At 71.4% G+C, this 18,941-nt stretch carries 19 protein-coding genes; 4 read left to right on the top strand and 15 right to left on the bottom strand.

Annotation, left to right across the window (positions count from 1 at the left end):
• The first annotated feature begins 324 nt into the window (after positions 1-324).
• On the top strand, positions 325-1,104 hold the full coding sequence (locus ADY59_RS39385) for an aminoglycoside N(3)-acetyltransferase (RefSeq protein ID WP_049573894.1): 780 nt from the start codon (positions 325-327) through the stop codon (positions 1,102-1,104).
• On the opposite strand, the gene ADY59_RS39380 is transcribed toward ADY59_RS39385, so the two are convergent.
• The 6 genes from ADY59_RS39380 to ADY59_RS39355 form a co-directional block, all read right to left on the bottom strand.
• Positions 1,101-1,580, bottom strand: a complete 480-nt coding sequence (locus ADY59_RS39380; RefSeq protein ID WP_049573891.1) for a GNAT family N-acetyltransferase — start codon at positions 1,578-1,580, stop codon at positions 1,101-1,103. The two genes, ADY59_RS39385 and ADY59_RS39380, sit on opposite strands and share 4 nt — an antisense overlap.
• 138 nt (positions 1,581-1,718) lie before the next feature.
• Positions 1,719-2,456: a 4-hydroxy-tetrahydrodipicolinate reductase gene (gene dapB, locus ADY59_RS39375; RefSeq protein WP_049573888.1), complete on the bottom strand. Its 738-nt coding sequence runs from the start codon at positions 2,454-2,456 to the stop codon at positions 1,719-1,721.
• 19 nt (positions 2,457-2,475) lie between these two features.
• Positions 2,476-3,789: a M16 family metallopeptidase gene (locus tag ADY59_RS39370; protein WP_049573886.1), complete on the bottom strand. Its 1,314-nt coding sequence runs from the start codon at positions 3,787-3,789 to the stop codon at positions 2,476-2,478.
• Positions 3,786-6,116 (bottom strand): polyribonucleotide nucleotidyltransferase, encoded by a 2,331-nt coding sequence (locus ADY59_RS39365; protein WP_049573884.1) that lies wholly within the window; start codon positions 6,114-6,116, stop codon positions 3,786-3,788. The genes ADY59_RS39370 and ADY59_RS39365 overlap by 4 nt, the downstream gene beginning before the upstream one ends.
• A gap of 281 nt (positions 6,117-6,397) precedes the next feature.
• A complete protein-coding gene (gene rpsO / locus ADY59_RS39360; protein ID WP_049573881.1) occupies positions 6,398-6,667 on the bottom strand; it encodes a 30S ribosomal protein S15 in 270 nt (89 codons plus the stop codon).
• A 155-nt stretch (positions 6,668-6,822) separates the two neighbouring features.
• Entirely contained in the window at positions 6,823-7,224 is a 402-nt protein-coding gene (locus tag ADY59_RS39355) for a VOC family protein (protein WP_049573878.1), read from the bottom strand.
• Positions 7,225-7,293: 69 nt separating this feature from the next.
• On the opposite strand from ADY59_RS39355, the gene ADY59_RS39350 reads away from it, so the two are divergent.
• Positions 7,294-7,869, top strand: a complete 576-nt coding sequence (locus tag ADY59_RS39350) for a TetR/AcrR family transcriptional regulator (RefSeq protein ID WP_049573875.1) — start codon at positions 7,294-7,296, stop codon at positions 7,867-7,869.
• Here the strand turns inward: ADY59_RS39350 and ADY59_RS39345 are convergent.
• Positions 7,866-8,792: a bifunctional riboflavin kinase/FAD synthetase gene (locus ADY59_RS39345; RefSeq protein WP_049573872.1), complete on the bottom strand. Its 927-nt coding sequence runs from the start codon at positions 8,790-8,792 to the stop codon at positions 7,866-7,868. The two genes, ADY59_RS39350 and ADY59_RS39345, sit on opposite strands and share 4 nt — an antisense overlap.
• Positions 8,793-8,877: 85 nt before the next feature.
• On the opposite strand from ADY59_RS39345, the gene ADY59_RS39340 reads away from it, so the two are divergent.
• A complete protein-coding gene (locus ADY59_RS39340) occupies positions 8,878-9,897 on the top strand; it encodes a TRM11 family SAM-dependent methyltransferase (protein WP_049573869.1) in 1,020 nt (339 codons plus the stop codon).
• Between the two features lie 16 nt (positions 9,898-9,913).
• On the opposite strand, the gene truB is transcribed toward ADY59_RS39340, so the two are convergent.
• The 8 genes from truB to rimP form a co-directional block, all read right to left on the bottom strand.
• The gene (gene truB, locus ADY59_RS39335) at positions 9,914-10,786 is read right to left on the bottom strand and encodes a tRNA pseudouridine(55) synthase TruB (RefSeq protein ID WP_049573866.1); all 873 of its coding nucleotides are present in this window, start codon (positions 10,784-10,786) and stop codon (positions 9,914-9,916) included.
• A complete protein-coding gene (locus ADY59_RS39330) occupies positions 10,786-11,829 on the bottom strand; it encodes a DHH family phosphoesterase (RefSeq protein ID WP_053175552.1) in 1,044 nt (347 codons plus the stop codon). Before ADY59_RS39330 ends, truB begins: the two co-directional genes overlap by 1 nt.
• Positions 11,826-12,278: a 30S ribosome-binding factor RbfA gene (gene rbfA, locus ADY59_RS39325; protein WP_049573862.1), complete on the bottom strand. Its 453-nt coding sequence runs from the start codon at positions 12,276-12,278 to the stop codon at positions 11,826-11,828. The genes ADY59_RS39330 and rbfA overlap by 4 nt, the downstream gene beginning before the upstream one ends.
• Positions 12,279-12,321: 43 nt before the next feature.
• Complete coding sequence (locus ADY59_RS39320; protein ID WP_049573859.1) at positions 12,322-12,618, bottom strand: DUF503 domain-containing protein; 297 nt, start codon at positions 12,616-12,618, stop codon at positions 12,322-12,324.
• Between the two features lie 118 nt (positions 12,619-12,736).
• Positions 12,737-15,847: a translation initiation factor IF-2 gene (gene infB / locus ADY59_RS39315; RefSeq protein ID WP_049573856.1), complete on the bottom strand. Its 3,111-nt coding sequence runs from the start codon at positions 15,845-15,847 to the stop codon at positions 12,737-12,739.
• A gap of 126 nt (positions 15,848-15,973) precedes the next feature.
• A complete protein-coding gene (locus tag ADY59_RS49255; RefSeq protein ID WP_082310741.1) occupies positions 15,974-16,270 on the bottom strand; it encodes a YlxR family protein in 297 nt (98 codons plus the stop codon).
• Positions 16,254-17,258, bottom strand: coding sequence for a transcription termination factor NusA (gene nusA, locus ADY59_RS39310; protein ID WP_049573854.1), 1,005 nt, complete (start codon positions 17,256-17,258; stop codon positions 16,254-16,256). The genes ADY59_RS49255 and nusA overlap by 17 nt, the downstream gene beginning before the upstream one ends.
• A gap of 12 nt (positions 17,259-17,270) precedes the next feature.
• On the bottom strand, positions 17,271-17,756 hold the full coding sequence (rimP, locus tag ADY59_RS39305) for a ribosome maturation factor RimP (RefSeq protein WP_049573851.1): 486 nt from the start codon (positions 17,754-17,756) through the stop codon (positions 17,271-17,273).
• Between the two features lie 211 nt (positions 17,757-17,967).
• Here rimP and ADY59_RS52975 point away from each other — a divergent pair.
• Positions 17,968-18,941 (top strand): ferritin-like domain-containing protein (locus ADY59_RS52975; RefSeq protein ID WP_063780924.1); only part of this gene is annotated, 974 nt, incomplete at its 3' end.

Here is an 18,941-nt window from a genome sequence, read left to right as displayed (position 1 = left end):
CCCACGAGCTTCCCCCACCCCTTTCCGCGGGCGGCTTCGTTTGTGTAAAAAAGACCCCCCCGCCTCACCCCGTTCTCTCCCGGAGTTGACCTTAGGCTCACTGGGGGCGAAGACCACGGCGACGACCCGCCTCAGTGGGGAGTGGATACAGGATTTTGCCGCGTACGGCCCGTCGAATTATATGGCAGTGGCCGGGGCCCGTCAGCCGTCTGTCACCTCGGAAAGCACGCCTCACCAGCACGAAATATGGCCATTTGATTGCGAAAGATCATTTATTCGACTCTCTTGGATAGAAAGTGTCATTGAGCGGGAATGAGGTGTTAGATGCCCAACTATCCCCATTTAAGGCGTGCTTTCGCGGCGCTGGGCGTCCAGCCGGGACAGGTCGTCCTGGTGCACGCATCGCTCAGCGCCCTCGGTCACGTCGATGGGGGCGCGCCGGCCGTCGTCGCCGCGCTGCGTGATCTGCTCGGCCCGCACGGCACGCTCGCGGTCCCCACCGGGACCCCGGCCAACTCCGACACCTCGCCCTGCTACCGCGCCGCCGTGGCCGGGATGAGCGCCGGCGAGATCGCCCGCCATCGGGCCACCATGCCCGCCTACGACCCGGCGGCCACCCCGACGACCCTGATGGGCCGCATCCCCGAACACGTCAGGCAACTCCCGGGGGCACTCCGCAGCTCTCACCCGCACACCTCGTTCGCCGCCGTGGGCCCGCAAGCGGCCACGATCACCGACGGCCACGCCCGCGACTGCCTGCTGGGCGAGCGCTCGCCGCTCGCCCGGCTCTACGACGCCGGGGCGCTCGTCCTGCTGCTCGGCGTCGGGTACGACAGGTGCACCGCCTTCCACCTCGCCGAATACCGCTTCCGCGACGATCCGCCGCGCCGGTCCTACCGCGGCGTGGTGGACGACGGCCGGGGGCGGGAGTGGTGCGAGTTCGTGGACGTGGACCTGGACGCGGGTGACTTCGCCGCCCTGGGCGCCGCGTTCGAGCTGGCCCGGGAGGTGCGGCGCGGCCGGGTGGGGAACGCGACCGCCCGGCTGTTCCCGCTGGCGGCCGCCGTGGACTTCGCCACCGGCTGGCTCGCCGCCCATCGCTAGGGCACGACGCTCATGACCACCCGGGGCGCCACCTCGATGCCCAGTCCGCGCTCGTGCTCCACCAGCGCGCGCAGCTCCGGCCCCCAGTCGCCGGCGGGCAGCACGCGAAAGCCGTGCCGTTCGTACCAGGGCGCGTTCCACGGGACGTCGCGGAAGGTCGTCAGCGTCACGGCGGGGGCGCCGGTGGCGCGGGCATGGTCGAGGACCGCCGCGACGAGCCTGCCGCCGATGCCCCGGCGCATCCGGTCGGGACGCACGGCCAGCTGTTCGAGATGAAGGCCGCCGTCGACCTGACCGACCAGGGCGAAGCCGTCAGGCGGTTCGCCCTCCACCAGCACCCGGCCGGGGTCGCCGACCTCCTCGATCATCGTCGTGCCCGGCGGGAACGTGATGCCCACCTGCTCGAACAACCCGTCGGCGGCCAGTTCCACGGCCGTCAGGCCGGGCAGATCAGCGGCTTCGGCCCATCGCACCATGCCGACACGGTCTCATGATTGCGGGCTCGGCCGCCTCCGGATATTAGTGTGATGATCGTAGGCTCGGCTGTGCGGAGCCGAGACCCCCTCCTCCACCCGTGCCCGCGACCTCATCCGAGGTGGTGGGCACGGCCCTGTCTAGAGGTCGAGCAGAGGCTCCAGGCCCACCGTGAGGCCGGGCAGCTCACGCACCCGCCGCACGCCGAGCAGCACCCCGGGGGCGAACGCGGAGCGGCTCATCGTGTCATGGCGGATCGTGAGCGTCTCGCCGTCGCCGCCGAGCAGCACCTCCTGGTGGGCGATCAGCCCGGCCAGGCGCACCGCGTGCACCCGCACCCCGTCGACGTCGGCGCCGCGCGCGCCGTCGAGCTCGGTGCTCGTGGCGTCGGGCATGGCGGCGGCCCCGGCCCTGGCGCGCGCCTCGGCCACCAGCTCGGCGGTGCGCCGGGCGGTCCCCGACGGGGCGTCGGCCTTGCCGGGATGGTGCAGCTCGACGATCTCCACCGACTCGAAGTGCCGCGCCGCCTGCTGGGCGAAGTGCATCATGAGCACGGCCGCGATGCCGAAGTTGGGGGCGATGAGGCAGTTGGTGCCCGGCGAGGCGGCCAGCCAGCCGCGCACCGTGTCGAGCCGACCGGCGTCGAAGCCGGTCGTGCCGACCACCGGGTGCACGCCGTGCGCGATGGCCCACTCCAGGTTGCCCATGACCACGTCGGGATGGGTGAAGTCGACCACCACCTCCGCGCCTTCCAGGCCCTCGACGGGGTCGTCCTTGTCGAGCGCGGCCACCAGCTCCATGTCGGCGGCCGCCTCGACAGCCCTGCACACCTCGACGCCCACGCGGCCTCGCGCGCCGAGCACACCTACCCTGATCACGGGGACAACCCTATACCGCTCAGGCGATCGCGCCGGAGAAGTCCTTGTCCCCGTACGGCCCGATCACGGCCAGCGTGAGCGGCCGGTTGAGCACGTCGGCGGCCACGTCGGCGATCTGGCCGGCGGTGACCTCCTCGATCCGGGCGAGCACCTCGTCCACCGAGAGCAGTTCGTCGTAGACCAGCTCGTTCTTGCCGATGCGGGACATGCGCGAGCCGGTGTCCTCCAGGCCGAGCACGAGCCCGCCGCGCATCTGGCCCTTGCCCCGGACGATCTCGTCCTCGGTCAGGCCGTCGGCCACCACCCTGGCCACCTCGTCCCGGCAGATCTTGAGCACGTCGTCGATCTTCGACGGCAGACAGCCGACGTAGATGCCGAACTGGCCGGTGTCGGCGTAGGCCGAGATGTAGCTGTAGGCGGAGTAGGCCAGGCCGCGCTTCTCCCGGATCTCCTGGAACAGGCGCGAGGACATGCCGCCGCCGAGCGCGGCGTTGAGCACGCCGAGCGCGAAGCGGCGGTCGTCGGTGCGCGACATGCCGGTGGTGCCGAGGACCAGGTTGGCCTGCTCGGTCGGCCGGTCGAGCACCCTGACCCCGGAGCGGGCCGGAGCGCCGGGACCGCTGGTGCGCGGCGGGGCGTAGTCGGCCGGGCCCGTCAGGGCACCCGAGCGCTCGTAGGCCCGGATGACCAGCTCCACGACCTCCTCGTGGCGGACGTTGCCCGCCACCGACACCACCGTGCGCAGCGGCCGGTAGTAGCGGTGGTAGTACTCGGCGATCCGGTCGCGGCCGAGCTCGTTGATCGACTCGACCGTGCCGAGGATGGGCCGCCCGATCGGCGAGTCGCCGTAGAGCGCCGCCGCGAACTGCTCGTGCACCACGTCCGACGGGTCGTCGTCGTGCATGGCGATCTCCTCGAGGATCACGCCCCGCTCCGACTCGACGTCGTCGCCCGTGACGAGCGAGCTGGTCACCACGTCGGCGAGCACGTCGACGGCGACCGGCAGGTCCTCGTCGAGCACCCGCGCGTAGTAGCAGGTGTACTCCTTGGCGGTGAAGGCGTTGATCTCCCCGCCGATGCCCTCGATCGACGCCGAGATCTCCATGGCGTCGCGGGTGGGCGTGCCCTTGAACAGCAGGTGTTCCAGGAAGTGGGTGGCCCCCATGTGCTCCGGGGCCTCATCACGCGAGCCGATGCCGACCCACATGCCGACCGCGACACTGCGCACGGTCGGCATGGTCTCGGTCACCACGCGCAGCCCACCGGGGAGGACGGTGCGCTTGACGACCCCGGCCCCGTCGCGGCCGGGATGCAACGTGGTCGTGGTGCTCACGAGTTGCGGTCGTCGCCGTCGTCGGCACGGGGGGCGCGGACCCGGGTGCGGGTGCGGCGCGGACGCTCCTCGCGCGGCTTGTCGTCGCCCGCGGGGGCCGCCGCCTCGGGCTCGGCGTCGCCGCCGGCCTCGGCCTTGGCCGCCTTCTCGGCCGCCTCCTTCTCGATGACCTCGACGGGCACGAGGGAGAGCTTGCCCCGGCCGTCGATCTCGGCGATCTCCACCTGGACCTTCTCGCCGACGCTCATGACGTCTTCCACGTTCTCGATCCGCTTGCCGCCGTGCAGCTTGCGGATCTGGGAGACGTGCAGCAGGCCGTCCTTGCCGGGCATCAGCGAGACGAACGCGCCGAAGGCCGCGATCTTGACGACCGTGCCCAGGTAGCGCTCGCCGACCTCCGGCATGTGCGGGTTGGCGATGGCGTTGATCGCCGACCGGGCCGCCTCGGCCGAGGGGCCGTCGGTGGCGCCGATGTAGATCGTGCCGTCGTCCTCGATGGTGATCTCGGCGCCCGTGTCGTCCTGGATCTGGTTGATCATCTTGCCCTTCGGGCCGATGACCTCGCCGATCTTGTCCACCGGGACCTTGATGGTGATGATGCGCGGCGCCGTCGGGTTCATCTCGGCCGGGGAGGCGATGGCCTCCTGCATCACGTCGAGGATCGCCAGACGGGCGCCCTTGGCCTGCTTGAGCGCGCCGGCCAGCACCGAGGCGGGGATGCCGTCGAGCTTGGTGTCGAGCTGCAGGGCGGTGATGACGTCACGGGTGCCGGCGACCTTGAAGTCCATGTCGCCCATGGCGTCCTCGGCGCCCAGGATGTCGGTCAGCGTGACGTAGCTGTCACCCTCGCCGATCAGGCCCATCGCGATGCCCGCGACCATCTCCTTGAGCGGCACACCGGCGTCGAGCAGCGCCATCGTGGAGGCGCAGACCGAGCCCATCGAGGTCGAGCCGTTGGAGCCGAGCGCCTCGGAGACCTGCCGGATCGCGTACGGGAACTCCTCGCGCGAGGGCAGGACCGGGATGAGCGCGCGCTCGGCGAGCGCGCCGTGGCCGATCTCGCGGCGCTTGGGCGAGCCCACGCGGCCCGTCTCACCGGTGGAGTAAGGCGGGAAGTTGTAGTTGTGCATGTAGCGCTTGGTGCGGTCGGGGTTGAGCGTGTCGATGACCTGCTCCATGCGCAGCATGTTGAGGGTGGTGATGCCCAGGATCTGGGTCTCGCCACGCTCGAACAGGGCCGAGCCGTGCACCCGCGGCACCACGTGGACCTCGGCCGACAGGGCGCGGATGTCCTTGGTGCCCCGGCCGTCGATGCGCACGCCCTCGTTGACGACCCGCTCACGCATGAGCTTCTTCATCACCGAGCGATAGGCGGCGGAGATCTCCTTCTCGCGGCCCTCGAACTCCGGCAGCAGCTTCTCGGCCGCCAGCGCCTTGATCTTGTCGAGCTCGTTCTCGCGCTCCTGCTTGCCGGCGATGGTGAGCGCGGCGGCCAGCTCGGTCTTCACCGCGGACTCGACGGCGGCGGAGACATCCTCCTGGTAGTCAAGGAAGATGGGGTACTCGGCGGTCTCCTTGGCGGCGACCTGCGCGATGCGGCCCTGCGCCTCGCACAGCACCTTGATGAACGGCTTGGCGGCCTCCAGGCCCTCCGCGACCGTCTCCTCGGTGGGGGCCACGGCGCCCTCGGCGACCAGCTTGAGCGTGTCGCGGGTGGACTCGGCCTCGACCATCATGATCGCGACGTCGCCGTCGTCGAGCAGGCGGCCGGCCACGACCATGTCGAACGTGGCCCGCTCCAGCTCGGGGTGGGTCGGGAAGGCCACCCACTGGCCGTCGATCAGCGCGACGCGGACGCCGCCGATCGGGCCGGAGAACGGCAGCCCGGCGAGCTGCGTGGACAGCGACGCGGCGTTGATGGCGACCACGTCGTAGAGGTGCTCGGGGTTGAGCGCCATGACGGTCGCGACGACCTGGATCTCGTTGCGCAGGCCCTTGACGAACGACGGGCGCAGCGGCCGGTCGATCAGCCGGCAGGTCAGTACGGCGTCCTCGGAGGGACGGCCCTCACGCCGGAAGAACGAGCCGGGGATGCGGCCCGCGGCGTACATGCGCTCCTCGACGTCGACCGTGAGCGGGAAGAAGTCGAGGTTTTCCTTGGGGTTCTTGGACGCGGTGGTCGCGGACAGGACCATCGTGTCGTTGTCGAGATAGGCGACGGCACTGCCGGCCGCCTGACGCGCGAGCCGGCCGGTCTCGAACCGGACCGTGCGCGTGCCGAATGAGCCGTTGTCGATGACGGCTTCAGCGGTGTGGACACCCTCCACGGGGGACCTCCTTGGTCAGTCGGTCTCCCGCGCCCTTTTCACCGGCACCCTCGTCTTGGTAGGTGCAGCGCCGGTCTTCGATCGAAGCGCCCGGTCTTGGTTACCGGAAGCCACTACCGAGGACCGGCCCGCAGGCGTCGCGGGTCGCATGGTGCTGAGCGGACGCGGGGGCTCTCAGTGTCTCGGATATTCAGTTGTACGTCAGGCGCGTGCGGCGGTGCCGCTCGACGCGCCGGACCCATATGAGAAGGGAGCGGCGTGGCCGCCGCTCCCTTTCCATGTTATCGGCGCAGGCCGAGCCGCTCGATGAGCGAACGGTAACGCGCGATGTCGACCTTCTGCAGGTACTTCAGCAGGCGGCGCCGGCGGCCGACGAGCAGAAGCAGGCCACGACGGCTGTGGTGGTCGTGCTTGTGCGTCTTCAGGTGCTCGGTCAGCTCGCTGATGCGCTTGCTGAGCAGCGCGATCTGAACCTCGGGCGACCCGGTGTCACCGTCGACGGTCGCGTACTCCGCGATGATGGTCTTCTTGGCAGCGGTGTCGAGGGACACGGCTCTCCTTCTTCTACGGGCACGCGTGAATGAAACAGAGATGTTGCGAACGACCGTGCGTGCCTACAGTCGCCGCGCGAAGGCCGTCAGGGCAGCGCTCGGCGCCACCGTTACAGAGCCGACATGCAAGGTTACCATCGCGCCCCGGGTGCTGCTCACACATACTGCGCCGCGTACTCCCCGGCGGGCTCGATCGGGGTGATGACGTCGATCAGCACGCCGCTGGGGTCGGCGACGATGAAGTGCCGCTGGCCGAAGTCCTCGCTGCGCAGCTCCAGCTCGGGGGTCAGGCCGCCGTCGACGACGAGCCGCCGCCACTCGGCGTCGACGTCGGCGACCTCGAAGTTGAGCAGCACGCCGGCGACCTTCTTGCGGTACGCCTCGGGCAGCGTCGGGTGCGTGTGGTCCAGCAGCGCCAGCTCGTGCCGGCCGCGGCGCAGGCTCACGTACCAGTCGGCCTCGAACGTCACCTCGAACCCGAACAGGTCGACGTAGAAGTCGCGCGACTCGCCCACCTTGTCGGTACAGACAACCGGATAGTAACTGCTGAGCTCCATGCCCATCCCCTTTCGCATACCGATGGTACGCTAAATGGCATACCGACGGTATGTCAACGGAGGCGCGAGATGACCAGGGCCGAGCAGCGCGAGCGCACCAGGACGACACTGATCGCCGTGGCGAGACGACTGTTCGCCGGGCACGGCTACGCGGCGGTGGGGCTGGCCGAGATCGTGCGCGAGTCAGGCGTGACCAAGGGCGCGCTCTACCACCACTTCGACGGCAAGGCAGAGCTGTTCAGGGCCGTGCTGGAAGAGGTGCAGCAGGACGTCGCGGCCCGGGGGGCGGCCGCCGCCGACGCCGAGCCCGACGCGTGGGCGCAGCTCAAGGCGGGCTGCGCCGCGTTCATGACGGCCGGCGCCGACCCCGAGGTGCAGCGGATCATGCTGATCGACGGGCCCGCCGTGCTGGGCTGGAGCGAGTGGCGGGCGATCGACGAGGCCGCCTCCGCCCGGCACCTGGCCGAGGCGCTGAACGCGCTGATCGAGGACGGCACGATCGCGCCCCAGCCCGTCGCGCCGCTGACCCACCTGCTGTCGGGCGCGATGAACGAGGCGGTGCTCTGGCTGGCCAGATCGGCCCGGCCGGGCGACCTGGAGGACACGCTGGCCGCCCTGTCGAGGCTGCTGGACTCGCTGCGTTAGGAGGTCAGGCGCCTGGCCTCGTCGACGTCGGCGTGGATCTGCGCGACGAGATCCTCGATCGAGTCGAAGCGGGTGTTGCCCCGCAGCCGTGCCGCGAACTCCACCGCCACGTGCACGCCGTACAGCTCCAGGTCGTCGCGGTCGAGCGCGTACGCCTCGACGGTGCGCGGCACCCCCTCGAACGTGGGGTTGGTGCCGACGGAGATGGCGGCCGGCCAGCGCTCGCCCTCGTAGAGGGCGGGCAGGTTGGCCACGGGCACGCACTCCAGCCAGCCGGCGTAGACGCCGTCGGCGGGGATGGCCGTCTGCGGCGGGGTCTCGACGTTGGCCGTCGGGAAGCCGAGCCGGCGGCCACGCTGGTAGCCGCGCACCACGACGCCCTCCACCCGGTGCGGGCGGCCCAGGTCACCGGCGGCGCCGTCGACGTCGCCGTCGGCCACCCGGCGGCGGATCTCCGTCGAGGAGATCGCGCCGAGCAGCGGCACCTCCTCGACGGTGAAGTCGTACTTGTCGCCCAGCGCGCGCAGCACCTCGGCGTCACCGGCGGCGCGGTGGCCGAACGCGAAGTCCTCGCCCACCACGACCACGGCCGCGCGCAGGTCGTCGGCCAGCACCTCCTGGGCGAACTCGGCGGGGCTGAGCTCCGACATCTCCAGCGTGAACCCGAGCACCCGCACCTCCTCCACGCCCAGCCCGGTCAGCAGATCGGCCCGGCGGCGCGCCATGGTCAGCCGCAGCGGCCGGTAGCCGGGCCGCACGACCTCCTCCGGATGCGGCTCGAACGTGAGCGCCACCGACCGCATCCCCCGCTCGCGGGCGATCTCCACGGCCCGCGCGGCCACCCGCTGGTGGCCCCGGTGCACCCCGTCGAACACGCCGATCGTGACGACAGACCTCTCCGAATCCCGCACGCCCGGCCCCATTCGCTTCGTGGCGGATCAATCCGTCCACAAGCCTGCCATGCGTGTCCCCGATCCCCGCAATCGGGCGGGTACGATCGTCCCCACCATGCCTCGATACGCCTTTCTCATCCTGCCTGCCTTCAATCGCGTCTACGGCGAGAGCGCGGCCCGGCTCACCCGTTCCGAGCTGGCGGTCTTCAGCGACCGGGCGCTGGGGGGCGGCCTGTCGGGCATCGAGGAACGGCTGATCGGCGGCCTGCCCTACGTCACGTTCGAGACGGCCGGGCCGCTCGACGGGGCCGACGTCGCGCGGCTGTCCAACCTGTCGTCGGTCTACGCGCTGTTCGAGCTGGCGGGCGAGCTGCTGCGGCCGCTGGCGATGAGCCCGCTCGACCGGCTGAGCAGCGACCTGATCACGATCCAGAAATACGCCGGCAAGACCAACGAGCACTTCACCAAGCTGCTGCTCAACGTCACCGCGCTGGCCACCGACTTCCCGATGGACTCAAGGTTGTCCGTGTTCGACCCGATGTGCGGGCGCGGCACGACGCTCAACCAGGCCCTCATGTACGGATATGACGCCTATGGCGTTGACGTGGACACCAAGGACTTCGAGGCCTACTCGGGCTTCGTCAAGAAGTGGCTGCGCGACAAGCGGTTCAAGCACACGGCCGACACCGTGCCGGTCCGGCGCGAGCGCGCCCTGGTCGGGCGGCGGCTGCAGGTGACGTTCGGGCTGACCAAGGAGGCGTTCAAGGCCGGCGACACGCAGCACGTCTCGATGGTCAACGCCGACACCCTGCGCGCGCGCGAGTTCTTCAAGCCGGCCACGTTCCACCTCATCGCCACCGACGCCCCCTACGGCGTGCAGCACGGCAGCAAGGGCGGCGGCGGGCTGTCGCGCAGCCCGCTGGAGCTGATCAGGAAGGCCGCGCCCGTCTGGGCCGAGCTGCTGCGGCCCGGCGGCGCGCTCGGCATCTCCTGGAACACCTACGGCGGCACCCGCGACGAGCTCGCCGGGATCCTCGCCGCCGCCGGCCTCGACGTGGTCGGCTATCCCGACTTCGAGCACTGGGTCGACCAGGCGATCGTGCGCGACATCATGGTCGCGCGCAAACCCGCCTGATCGCACGCGAGCCCGCCTAGGAGACGAACACCGCCAGCGGCTTGGCCAGCCGGCCCTGCTCCTCCACCAGCGCCAGCAGCTCCCCGTCGGGCCCGAACATGCCGATCGGCCCCTTGCCGAGACCGGCCGCCGGCAGCCTGCCGCCGTGCCGGACCACGCGCGCCTCCTCGGGCGTCACGTCCCGGCGCGGGAACGCCGCCGCGACCGCCTCCCCGATCGGCAGCACCACGCACTCCTCCGCGAGCTGCTCGATCGTCCTGGCCCTGCTCAGGTCGTACGGGCCCACCCGGGTACGGCGCAGCGCGGTGAGGTGCCCGCCGACGCCGAGCCCGGCGCCCAGGTCACGGGCCAGCGCCCGGATGTAGGTCCCGGACGAGCAGCGAATGGTGGCATCCACGTCCACCAGGTCATCCTTTTTCCGGACATCGGTGACATCGAAGCCGTACACCGTCACCGGCCGCGCCTTCAGCTGCACGTCCTCGCCGGCGCGGGCCAGCTTGTAGGCCCGCTGCCCGTCGACCTTGATAGCGCTGACCTGGGGCGGGATCTGCATGATCTCCCCCGTGAGCGCCGCGACGCCCTCGTGGACGCGTTCCGGGGACACGCCCGACGCCGAGACCGTGGCCGTGACCAGCCCCTCGGCGTCGTCGGTGTTGGTGGTGACGCCCAGCCGGATCGTGGTCTCGTACACCTTCTCCGTCAGCGCCAGGTGCCCGAGCAGCCGGGTCGCCTTCTCCACGCCCACCACCAGCACGCCCGTCGCCATCGGGTCGAGCGTGCCCGCGTGCCCGACGCGGCGGGTGCCCGCCAGGCGGCGCAGCTTGGCCACCACGTCGTGCGACGTCCACTCGGCCGGCTTGTCAACGATGATCAGGCCACTTTCGGCCATCACGCCTCTCTCAGCAGTTCCCGGAACTTGGCCACGGTCTCCTCGACACTGTCGTGCGAGGTGAACCCTGCCGCGTTGTGATGGCCGCCGCCGCCCAGCGCGGCACAGACCGCCGCCACGTCGACGCGGCCCTTCGACCTCGTCGACACCTGCCAGGCGCCCTGGTCGTCCTCCTTCAGCACCGCCGCCACCTCCGCCTCGTCGGTGCGGCGCACCACGTCGATGAGCCCTTCGAGCTCGGAGTACGGCAGGCCCTGGGCGGCCCGGTCGACGCGGGTCACGTACGTCCACACCAGGCCGTCGTCGAGCACCACCCGGTCGAGCGCGGCGGCGAGCACCTTCAGGTAGCCGAACGGGGAACGATCCCACAGCTCCCTGGCGATCTCGTCGGGGTGCAGCCCGGTCGCCACCAGCCGCGCGGCCATCTCGTGCGCGGCGGGCGTGGTCGAGGAGTGCCGGAACGACCCGGTGTCGGTCACCAGCCCCGCGTACAAACAGGTGGCGATGTCACGGTCGAGCGTGCCGCCGAGCCGGTAGATGAGCTGCTCGGCCAGGATGGCCGTCGCCGGGGCGCCCGGGTCGATGAGGTCCAGGGTGCCGAAGCCGTCGTTGGACGGATGGTGGTCGATCACGATGAGCTGGTGCGCCTGCCGGACGCTCTCACCGAGCAGGCCCAGCCGGCCGATCGAGGGCGAGTCGAAGGTGATCATCAAGTCGGGCTCGGCCGGGTAGTCCGCCGGTGGCACCAGCATCTCCTGGCCGGGCACGAACCTCAGCAGGCGCGGCACCGTGAAGTCCTGGTCACCGAACGAGGCGGCGACGCGCTTGCCCATCGACCGCAGCACGAAGCCGACGGCCAGCATCGAGCCGAGCGCGTCACCGTCCGGCGACACGTGGCAGGCCAGCGCGATGTCGTCGGTCTGCGAGATGAGCTGGACGGCACGCCGCCACGCCGACTCGGGCACCGGCGAGCTCGCCGGCTGCGCCGTGTCCGCGTAGACGCGGGGCGGGCGGTCGAGCCTGTCGCGCACGTCGGGTGTCACGCCGCGGGTCCCGCCTGCTCGTCGTCCTCCTCGTCGGGCTTGCGGTAGGGGTCGGCCTCGCCGGCGTAGGCGGCGCCCGCCGCCTTCGCCGCCACCTCGGCGTCCCTCGCCCTGGCGGCGTTGATCAGGTCGTCGAGCTGGCGGGCGTTGTCGGGCAGCGGGTCGTGCCGGAAGGTGAGCGTCGGGGTGAAGCGGACGCCGGTCTGGCGGCCGACCTCGGAGCGGATGATGCCCTTGGCGCTCTCCAGCGCGGCCGCGCTGTCGGCGCGCTCGGCGTCGGAGCCGAACACCGTGTAGAACACCGTCGCCTCGCGCAGGTCGGCGGTGATCCGCGTGTCGGTCACGGTGACGAAGCCCAGGCGCGGGTCCTTGATCCGGCGCTCCAGCATCTCGGCGACGATCTGCTGGATGCGATCGGCGAGCTTGCGCGCTCGTGCGGCATCCACCATGTTCGCTCCCCCCTCATGCACGACGGGGCCGTCGTGCTGTCGTTCACTCTTCGTCGTTGTAGATCCGCTGCCTGGCTGACAGCAGCTCGATCTCGGGGCGGAAGGCCACCAGCCGTTCGCAGGAGTCCATCACCTCTTTGCAGTTACCCGCTGAGGCGGATACCACCGCGATTCCGACCTCGGCCCTGCGGTGCAGGTCGTGATGGCCGGTCTCGGCCACGGCGACGCCCGGAAAGCGCCGCTGGAGCTCGGCGACCAGAGGCCGCACGACGGATCGCTTCTGCTTCAGCGAATGCACGTCGCCGAGCAGGATGTCCAGGGTAAGCGCACCCACATACATCGTTGGCTAGCGCCGCTTGTGCTGGTGTCTGGTGCACGCCCGGCCTGGTGCGGCGGCGACCCTGCCCAGGCGTGCGGAAGGCGCCCGGCGGATGGTCCGCCGGGCGCCCGGCCACGGGTCAGGCCCGCGGCTTCTCCCGCATCTCGAACGTCTCGATGACGTCGTCGATCCTGATGTCGCTGTAGCCGACCCCGATACCGCACTCGAAGCCCTCACGGACCTCGGTCGCGTCATCCTTGAAGCGGCGCAGCGACGACACGGTCAGGTTGTCCGCGATGACGACGCCGTCGCGGATGATCCTGGCCTTGCTGTTGCGCACGATCGTGCCGGAGCGGACCAGCGAACCGGCGACGTTGCCGATCTTCGGCACCTTGAAGACCTCGCGGACTTCGGCGGTGCCCATCTGGACCTCTTCGAACTCGGGCTTGAGCATGCCCTTGAGGGCCGCCTCGATCTCCTCGATCGCCTGGTAGATGACCGAGTAGTAGCGGATGTCGACGCCCTCGCGCTCGGCCAGGTCGCGGGCCCGGGGCTCGGGCCGGACGTTGAAGCCGATGATGACCGCGTTGTCGTCGGCGACGGCCAGGTTGACGTCGTACTCGGTGATCGCGCCGACCGCGCGGTGCAGGACACGAAGCCTGACCTCGTCGCCGACGTCGATCTTGAGCAGGGCGTCTTCCAGGGCCTCCACCGAACCGGACACGTCACCCTTGATGATGAGCTTGAGCTCGTCGACACGACCCTTCTCAAGGTCGCTGAACAGCTCTTCGAGGGTGCGGCGACGGCTCGACTTCGCCATGTCCGCGCTGCGCTTGCGCGCCGCGCGCTGCTGGGCGATCTGCCGGGCCATCCGGTCGTCGGTGACCACGATGAAGTTGTCACCGGCGCTCGGCACGGCCGTCAGACCCATCACCAGGACGGGACGCGACGGCGTGGCCTCGTCGACCGGCTCGCCGGTGTCGTCGAGCATCGCCCGGACGCGGCCGAAGGCCTCGCCACAGACGATCGAGTCGCCGACGCGCAGCGTGCCGCGCTGGACCAGGACGGTCGCCACCGGGCCGCGCCCCTTGTCGAGGTGCGCCTCGATCGCGATGCCCTGCGCGTCCATCGTCGGGTTGGCCCGCAGGTCGAGCTCGGCGTCGGCGGTCAGGACGATGGCCTCGAGGAGGTCCTCGATGCCCTCTCCCTTGAGGGCGGAGATGTTGACGAACAGCGTCGAGCCGCCGTACTCCTCCGCCACCAGGCCGTACTCGGTGAGCTGGGCCCTGACCTTGTTGGGGTCGGCGCCCTCCTTGTCGACCTTGTTGACCGCGACCACGATCGGCACGTCGGCCGCCTGGGCGTGGTTGAGCGCCTCGATCGTCTGCGGCTTCACGCCGTCGTCGGCCGCGACCACCAGCACCGCGATGTCCGTGGACTTCGCGCCACGGGCACGCATGGCGGTGAACGCCTCGTGACCCGGGGTGTCGATGAAGGTGATCTTGCGCTCTTCGCCCTCGTGCTCCGCGGCGACCTGGTAGGCACCGATGTGCTGGGTGATGCCACCCGCCTCGCGCGCCACGATGTTGGTCTTGCGGATGGCGTCGAGCAGCTTGGTCTTACCGTGGTCGACGTGACCCATGACGGTCACGACCGGCGGACGCGCGGCCAGGTCGGCCTCGTCGCCCTCGTCCTCGCCGAACTCGATGTCGAAGGCCTCGAGAAGCTCGCGGTCCTCCTCCTCCGGGCTGACGACCTGGATGTTGTAGTCCAGCTCGGCGCCGAGGAGCTGCAACGTCTCCTCGTTGACCGACTGGGTGGCGGTCACCATCTCGCCCAGGTGCAGCATGATCTGCACGAGGGCGGCGGGGTTCGCGCCGATCCGGTCGGCGAAGTCGGACAGCGAGGCGCCGCGCGGCAGGCGGATCGTCGCGCCGTTGCCGCGAGCGACCTGCACACCGCCGATCGCCGGCGCCGACATGTTGTCGAACTCCTGGCGCCTCTGACGCTTGGACTTGCGGCCACGCGCGGGACGGCCACCGGGACGCCCGAAGGCTCCCGCCGTGCCGCCGCCACGACCACGGCCACCGCCGCCAGGACGACCGCCGAAGCCGCCGCCACCGGGACCGCCGGTGCCCGTGCGCTGGCCGGTGCCGCCGCCACCCGGGCGACCGGCGAAACCGCCGCCGCCACCGGGACGACCGCCACCGCCGCCGCCACCGGGACGGCCACCGCCGCCACCGGGACGACCGCCGCCGCCACCGCCGCCACCCGGACGGCCACCGCCGCCGCCACCGGGGCCGGCAGGACGACCCTGCGGCATCATCATCGGGTTGGGACGCGGACCCCCCGGACGGGGGCCACCGGCGCCGGGACCCGGACGCGGACCCGCCGCACCGGGCGGACCCGGACGGGGGCCGGGCGCCGGCCTGGCGCCGCCGTCGCCGCGGTTCTGCGGCGGACGGGGCATCGCGCCGTCACGCGGCGGACCCTCACGACGCTCGCGCGGGCCGCGGTCGCCGCCCTCACGGTTGCCGCCGGGACGCGGCGGCCGGGACTGCCCCATGCCGCTGGCGTTCGACGAGAACGGGTTGTTGCCCGGACGCGGGCCACGCGGGCCCGGCTTCGGGCCGGGACCGGGACGCGGACCGCCACCGGCGGGAGCCCCGGGACGCGGGGCCTGCCCGCCGCCGCCGCCACCGCCGCCGGCCGGCGTGCCCGGACGGGGCGCCGGACCGGGCTTGGGACCCGGACGGGCGGCAGGGCCCGGACGCGGACCCGGAGTCGGGCGCGTGGCGCCCGTGGTGCCACTGTCGAAGCGCGCCTGCGGCGCACCCGACGTCTCGCCGCGCGCGGCCTCCGGCTCTGCCGGCGGCTGCTGCTGAGGCATGGGCACCGCCGGACGCTGCGTGGTGCCGCCGCTCGCGGGACCCGGACGGGGGCCGGGCTTGGGACCCGGACCCGGACGCGGACCTGGAGCGGGCGCCTGCGGGGCGCCGTTGCCGGCCTGGCTGTCAGCCGGCCGGGGCGCAGCCCTCGGCGGCTGCGGCTTGTTGGACGGCGAACCGCCGCCTCTGGAGGGCCCACCCTTCGATGCGCCCAGAGCTTCGGTGAGCCTGCGGACGACCGGCGCCTCTATGGTCGAGGACGCCGAACGGACGAACTCTCCCATTTCCTGGAGCTTGGCCATCACGACCTTGCTCTCTACGCCGAACTCCTTAGCGAGCTCGTATACCCGGACCTTCGCCACTGCACTCCCTTACTCGGCCCGGGAGGCTGGCTGTGCCGTCCGGACCGTCGCTACCTTGACGTCTTCATCGCCGCGTGCTCATCAGGCGCTCATAGCAATCTGACTCCGCCCCATCAACTCGGCGTCCTACATGACATGTGGTTCTCCTTCTAGGTGCGCCCGCACTCGCGAGACGTCAAGCGGCCCCGGCACGCGGAACGCGCGCGGGAACGCTCGGCGACGCTCGGCGAGCTCAAGACAGCTCACGGACGGGTGCAGCGATGCGCCCCGGCCGGGAAGCCGTCCTCGCAGGTCAGGGACCACTTGGTCCTCGACCCGCGCCAAACGGAGCAGCTCGGACTTTGCCGTGCGAACCCTGCAACCCACACAGGTACGCTGTGGGGTCGCGTGGCAACCATATTCCAGCTTACCGTGTCGACGCATCTACGGAACCGGCGGCATCCTCGGCCTGGGTATCGGGACGGATGTCGATCCGCCAGCCCGTCAGCCGCGCGGCAAGCCGGGCATTCTGCCCCTCCTTGCCGATGGCCAGCGAGAGCTGGTAGTCGGGCACGATCACCCGTGCCACCCGCCCGTCGAGATCGAGAACCTCGACGTTGGAAACACGGGCGGGAGACAGGGCATTCCCCACGAACTCCCCCGGGTCCTCCGACCAGTCGATGATGTCGATCTTCTCGCCGTGCAGCTCGGTCATCACGTTGCGGACGCGCGAGCCCATCGGGCCGATGCAGGCGCCCTTCGCGTTGACCCCCGGCTTGCGGGACCGTACGGCGATCTTGGTGCGGTGGCCGGCCTCGCGGGCCACCGCGGCGATCTCCACGGTGCCGTCGGCGATCTCCGGCACCTCCAGCGCGAACAGCTTCTTCACCAGGCCGGGGTGGGTACGCGACAGCGTGACCGACGGGCCCTTGTGGCCCTTCTTCACCTGCACCACGTAGGCGCGGATGCGCTCGCCGTGCCCGTATTCCTCACCGGGGACCTGCTCGTGCGCCGGCAGCACGGCCTCGATCTTGCCGAGGTCGACCAGCACCACCCGCGGGTCCTTGCCCTGCTGGATCACGCCGGAGACCAGCTCGCCCTCGCGGCTGGCGAACTCGCCGAAGTTGATCTCGTCCTCGGCGTCGCGCAGCTGCTGCAGGATGACCTGCTTGGCGGTGGTCGCGGCGATCCTGCTGAAATTGCCTGGAGTGTCGTCGAACTCCCGGACGATCTCGCCGTCCTCGTCGAGCTCCGCCGCCCAGATCGTCACGTGACCGCTGGAGCGGTCGAGCTCGGCGCGCGCCTTGGGCGCCGCGCCGTCCGTGCGGAAGTACGCGATCAGCAGCGCGTCCTCGATCGCCTTGACGACCAGGTCGAAGGAGATGTCCTTCTCCCGCTCCAGGCTGCGCAGGACGCTCATGTCGATGTCCACGAGGCTTCCCCCTTAGCCTTCGTCGCCGTCGACGTCGTCGAACCGGCGGAACTCCACCTGCACCCTGCCCAGGGTCAGGTCCTGATAGTCGAGCCTGCGCCCGGCTCCTTCGACGTCGAGGTCGACACCGCTGTCGTCGGCGGCGAGCACCCGGCCCTCGATCACCGTGCCGTCCCGCAGCTCGGCCTTCACCAGCCGCTTCGCCGCCCGCCGCCAGTGGCGCGGCTCCGTCAGCGGCCGGTCGACGCCCGGCGAGGACACCTCCAGCGTGTAGGCCGCCTGGCCCATCGCGTCGTCCTCGTCGAGGGCCGCCGAGACGGCCTGGCTCACGTCGGCCACGTCGTCGAGGCTCACGCCGCCGTCACGGTCGACGATCACGCGCAGCAGCTTCCGCTTCCCGGCCTGCGTGACCGTCACGTCCTCAAGATCGAGGCCCTCCGCGGCGACCACGGGCTCCAGGAGCTTCATCAGGTGGTCGCGGGGTGATGCGCTGCCCATATCGACCTCCCCTATTGTCATGTCACAGCCGGGCGGACCTCGCCTCTGGCTCTCCCGCCGTCTGGCCGCTCAGCCAGCGACGACAGTTGACACCCTATCTGTAGGAAGGGGCGGAGGAAGCGTCACTCGGCACGGCTCGCGCCTGACCCCCGCCGGGGGCATGAGCCCGTACGATGCTTTCTGCGGTCCGTAACACTGGAGGTCCCTGCTCGTGCGCCAGCCTCACCTCTCCCGGCGAGCCGCGCTGGCGGCCGGAGCGGTCGTGCTGGCGCTCACCGGCTGCAGCGCGCCGCGCGAGGCCGGCCCCCCGTCGAAGGCCCCCGACACCCCCGACCAGGCGCTCGCCCGCGTGCTCATCGCCGAGAAGCAGCACACGATCTCCCTCTACGCGGCGTTGATCGCCAAGGGCTCCGGCACGCTCGCGCCCTACCGTGAGCGGCACGAGGCCCACCTGGCCGAGCTCCGCAGGCGCTTCCCCGGCCTCACCCCCGCCGCCCCCTCCGGGACCGCCACGCCGCAGACCGCCACGCCGCAGACCGCCGCGGCCTCGCCATCGGCGGCCTCACCTCCGGCGGCCTCCCCGTCGGCGGTCGCGCCGAAGGTGACGCTCTCGCGGCTGCGCGGCCTCGAACGTAAGGCCGCCGCCTCCCGTCCCCGCCAGATCGCCGGCGTCACGCCGTCGCTCGCCCAGCTCGTCGCCAGCATCGGCGCCTGCGAGGCGCTCCACTCCCGCTCCTCGGTCAAGGCCCCAGCGCCGCCGGCGGCCGCCGGCGCCACCTCCGCCGCCGACCTCGGCAAGCTCGGCAAGGCCCTGGCGGCCGAGCACGCCGCGATCTTCGCGTACGGGGTGCTCGGCGCGCGCACGACCGGCTCCCTGCGGGCCCGCCTCGCCACGCTCTTCGACGCCCACCGCGAGCGGCGCGACGAACTGCGCGCCCTCATCACCGCCCGCGGCGGCCGGCCCGTCGAGCCCGAGGCCTCGTACGCGCTCCCCTCGATCCCGTCGAGCGCCTCGGCTGCCTCCCGCCTCGCGGGCCAGGTGGAGTCCGGCGTCACGGCCGCCTACCTGGAGCTGGCGGCGGCCACGGACGACACCCTGCGCCAGTACGGTGCCGCCGCCATGCAGGAGTCGACGGCCCGCGCCCACACCTTCGCCCCGGCCATCACAGCCTTCCCCGGCATGCC

The organism is Nonomuraea sp. SBT364 (assembly GCF_001083785.1).
Lineage (GTDB): Bacteria > Actinomycetota > Actinomycetes > Streptosporangiales > Streptosporangiaceae > Nonomuraea.
The sequence above is the reverse complement of the archived record's forward strand: the minus strand, read 5'-3'. Positions and strand labels throughout refer to the sequence as shown.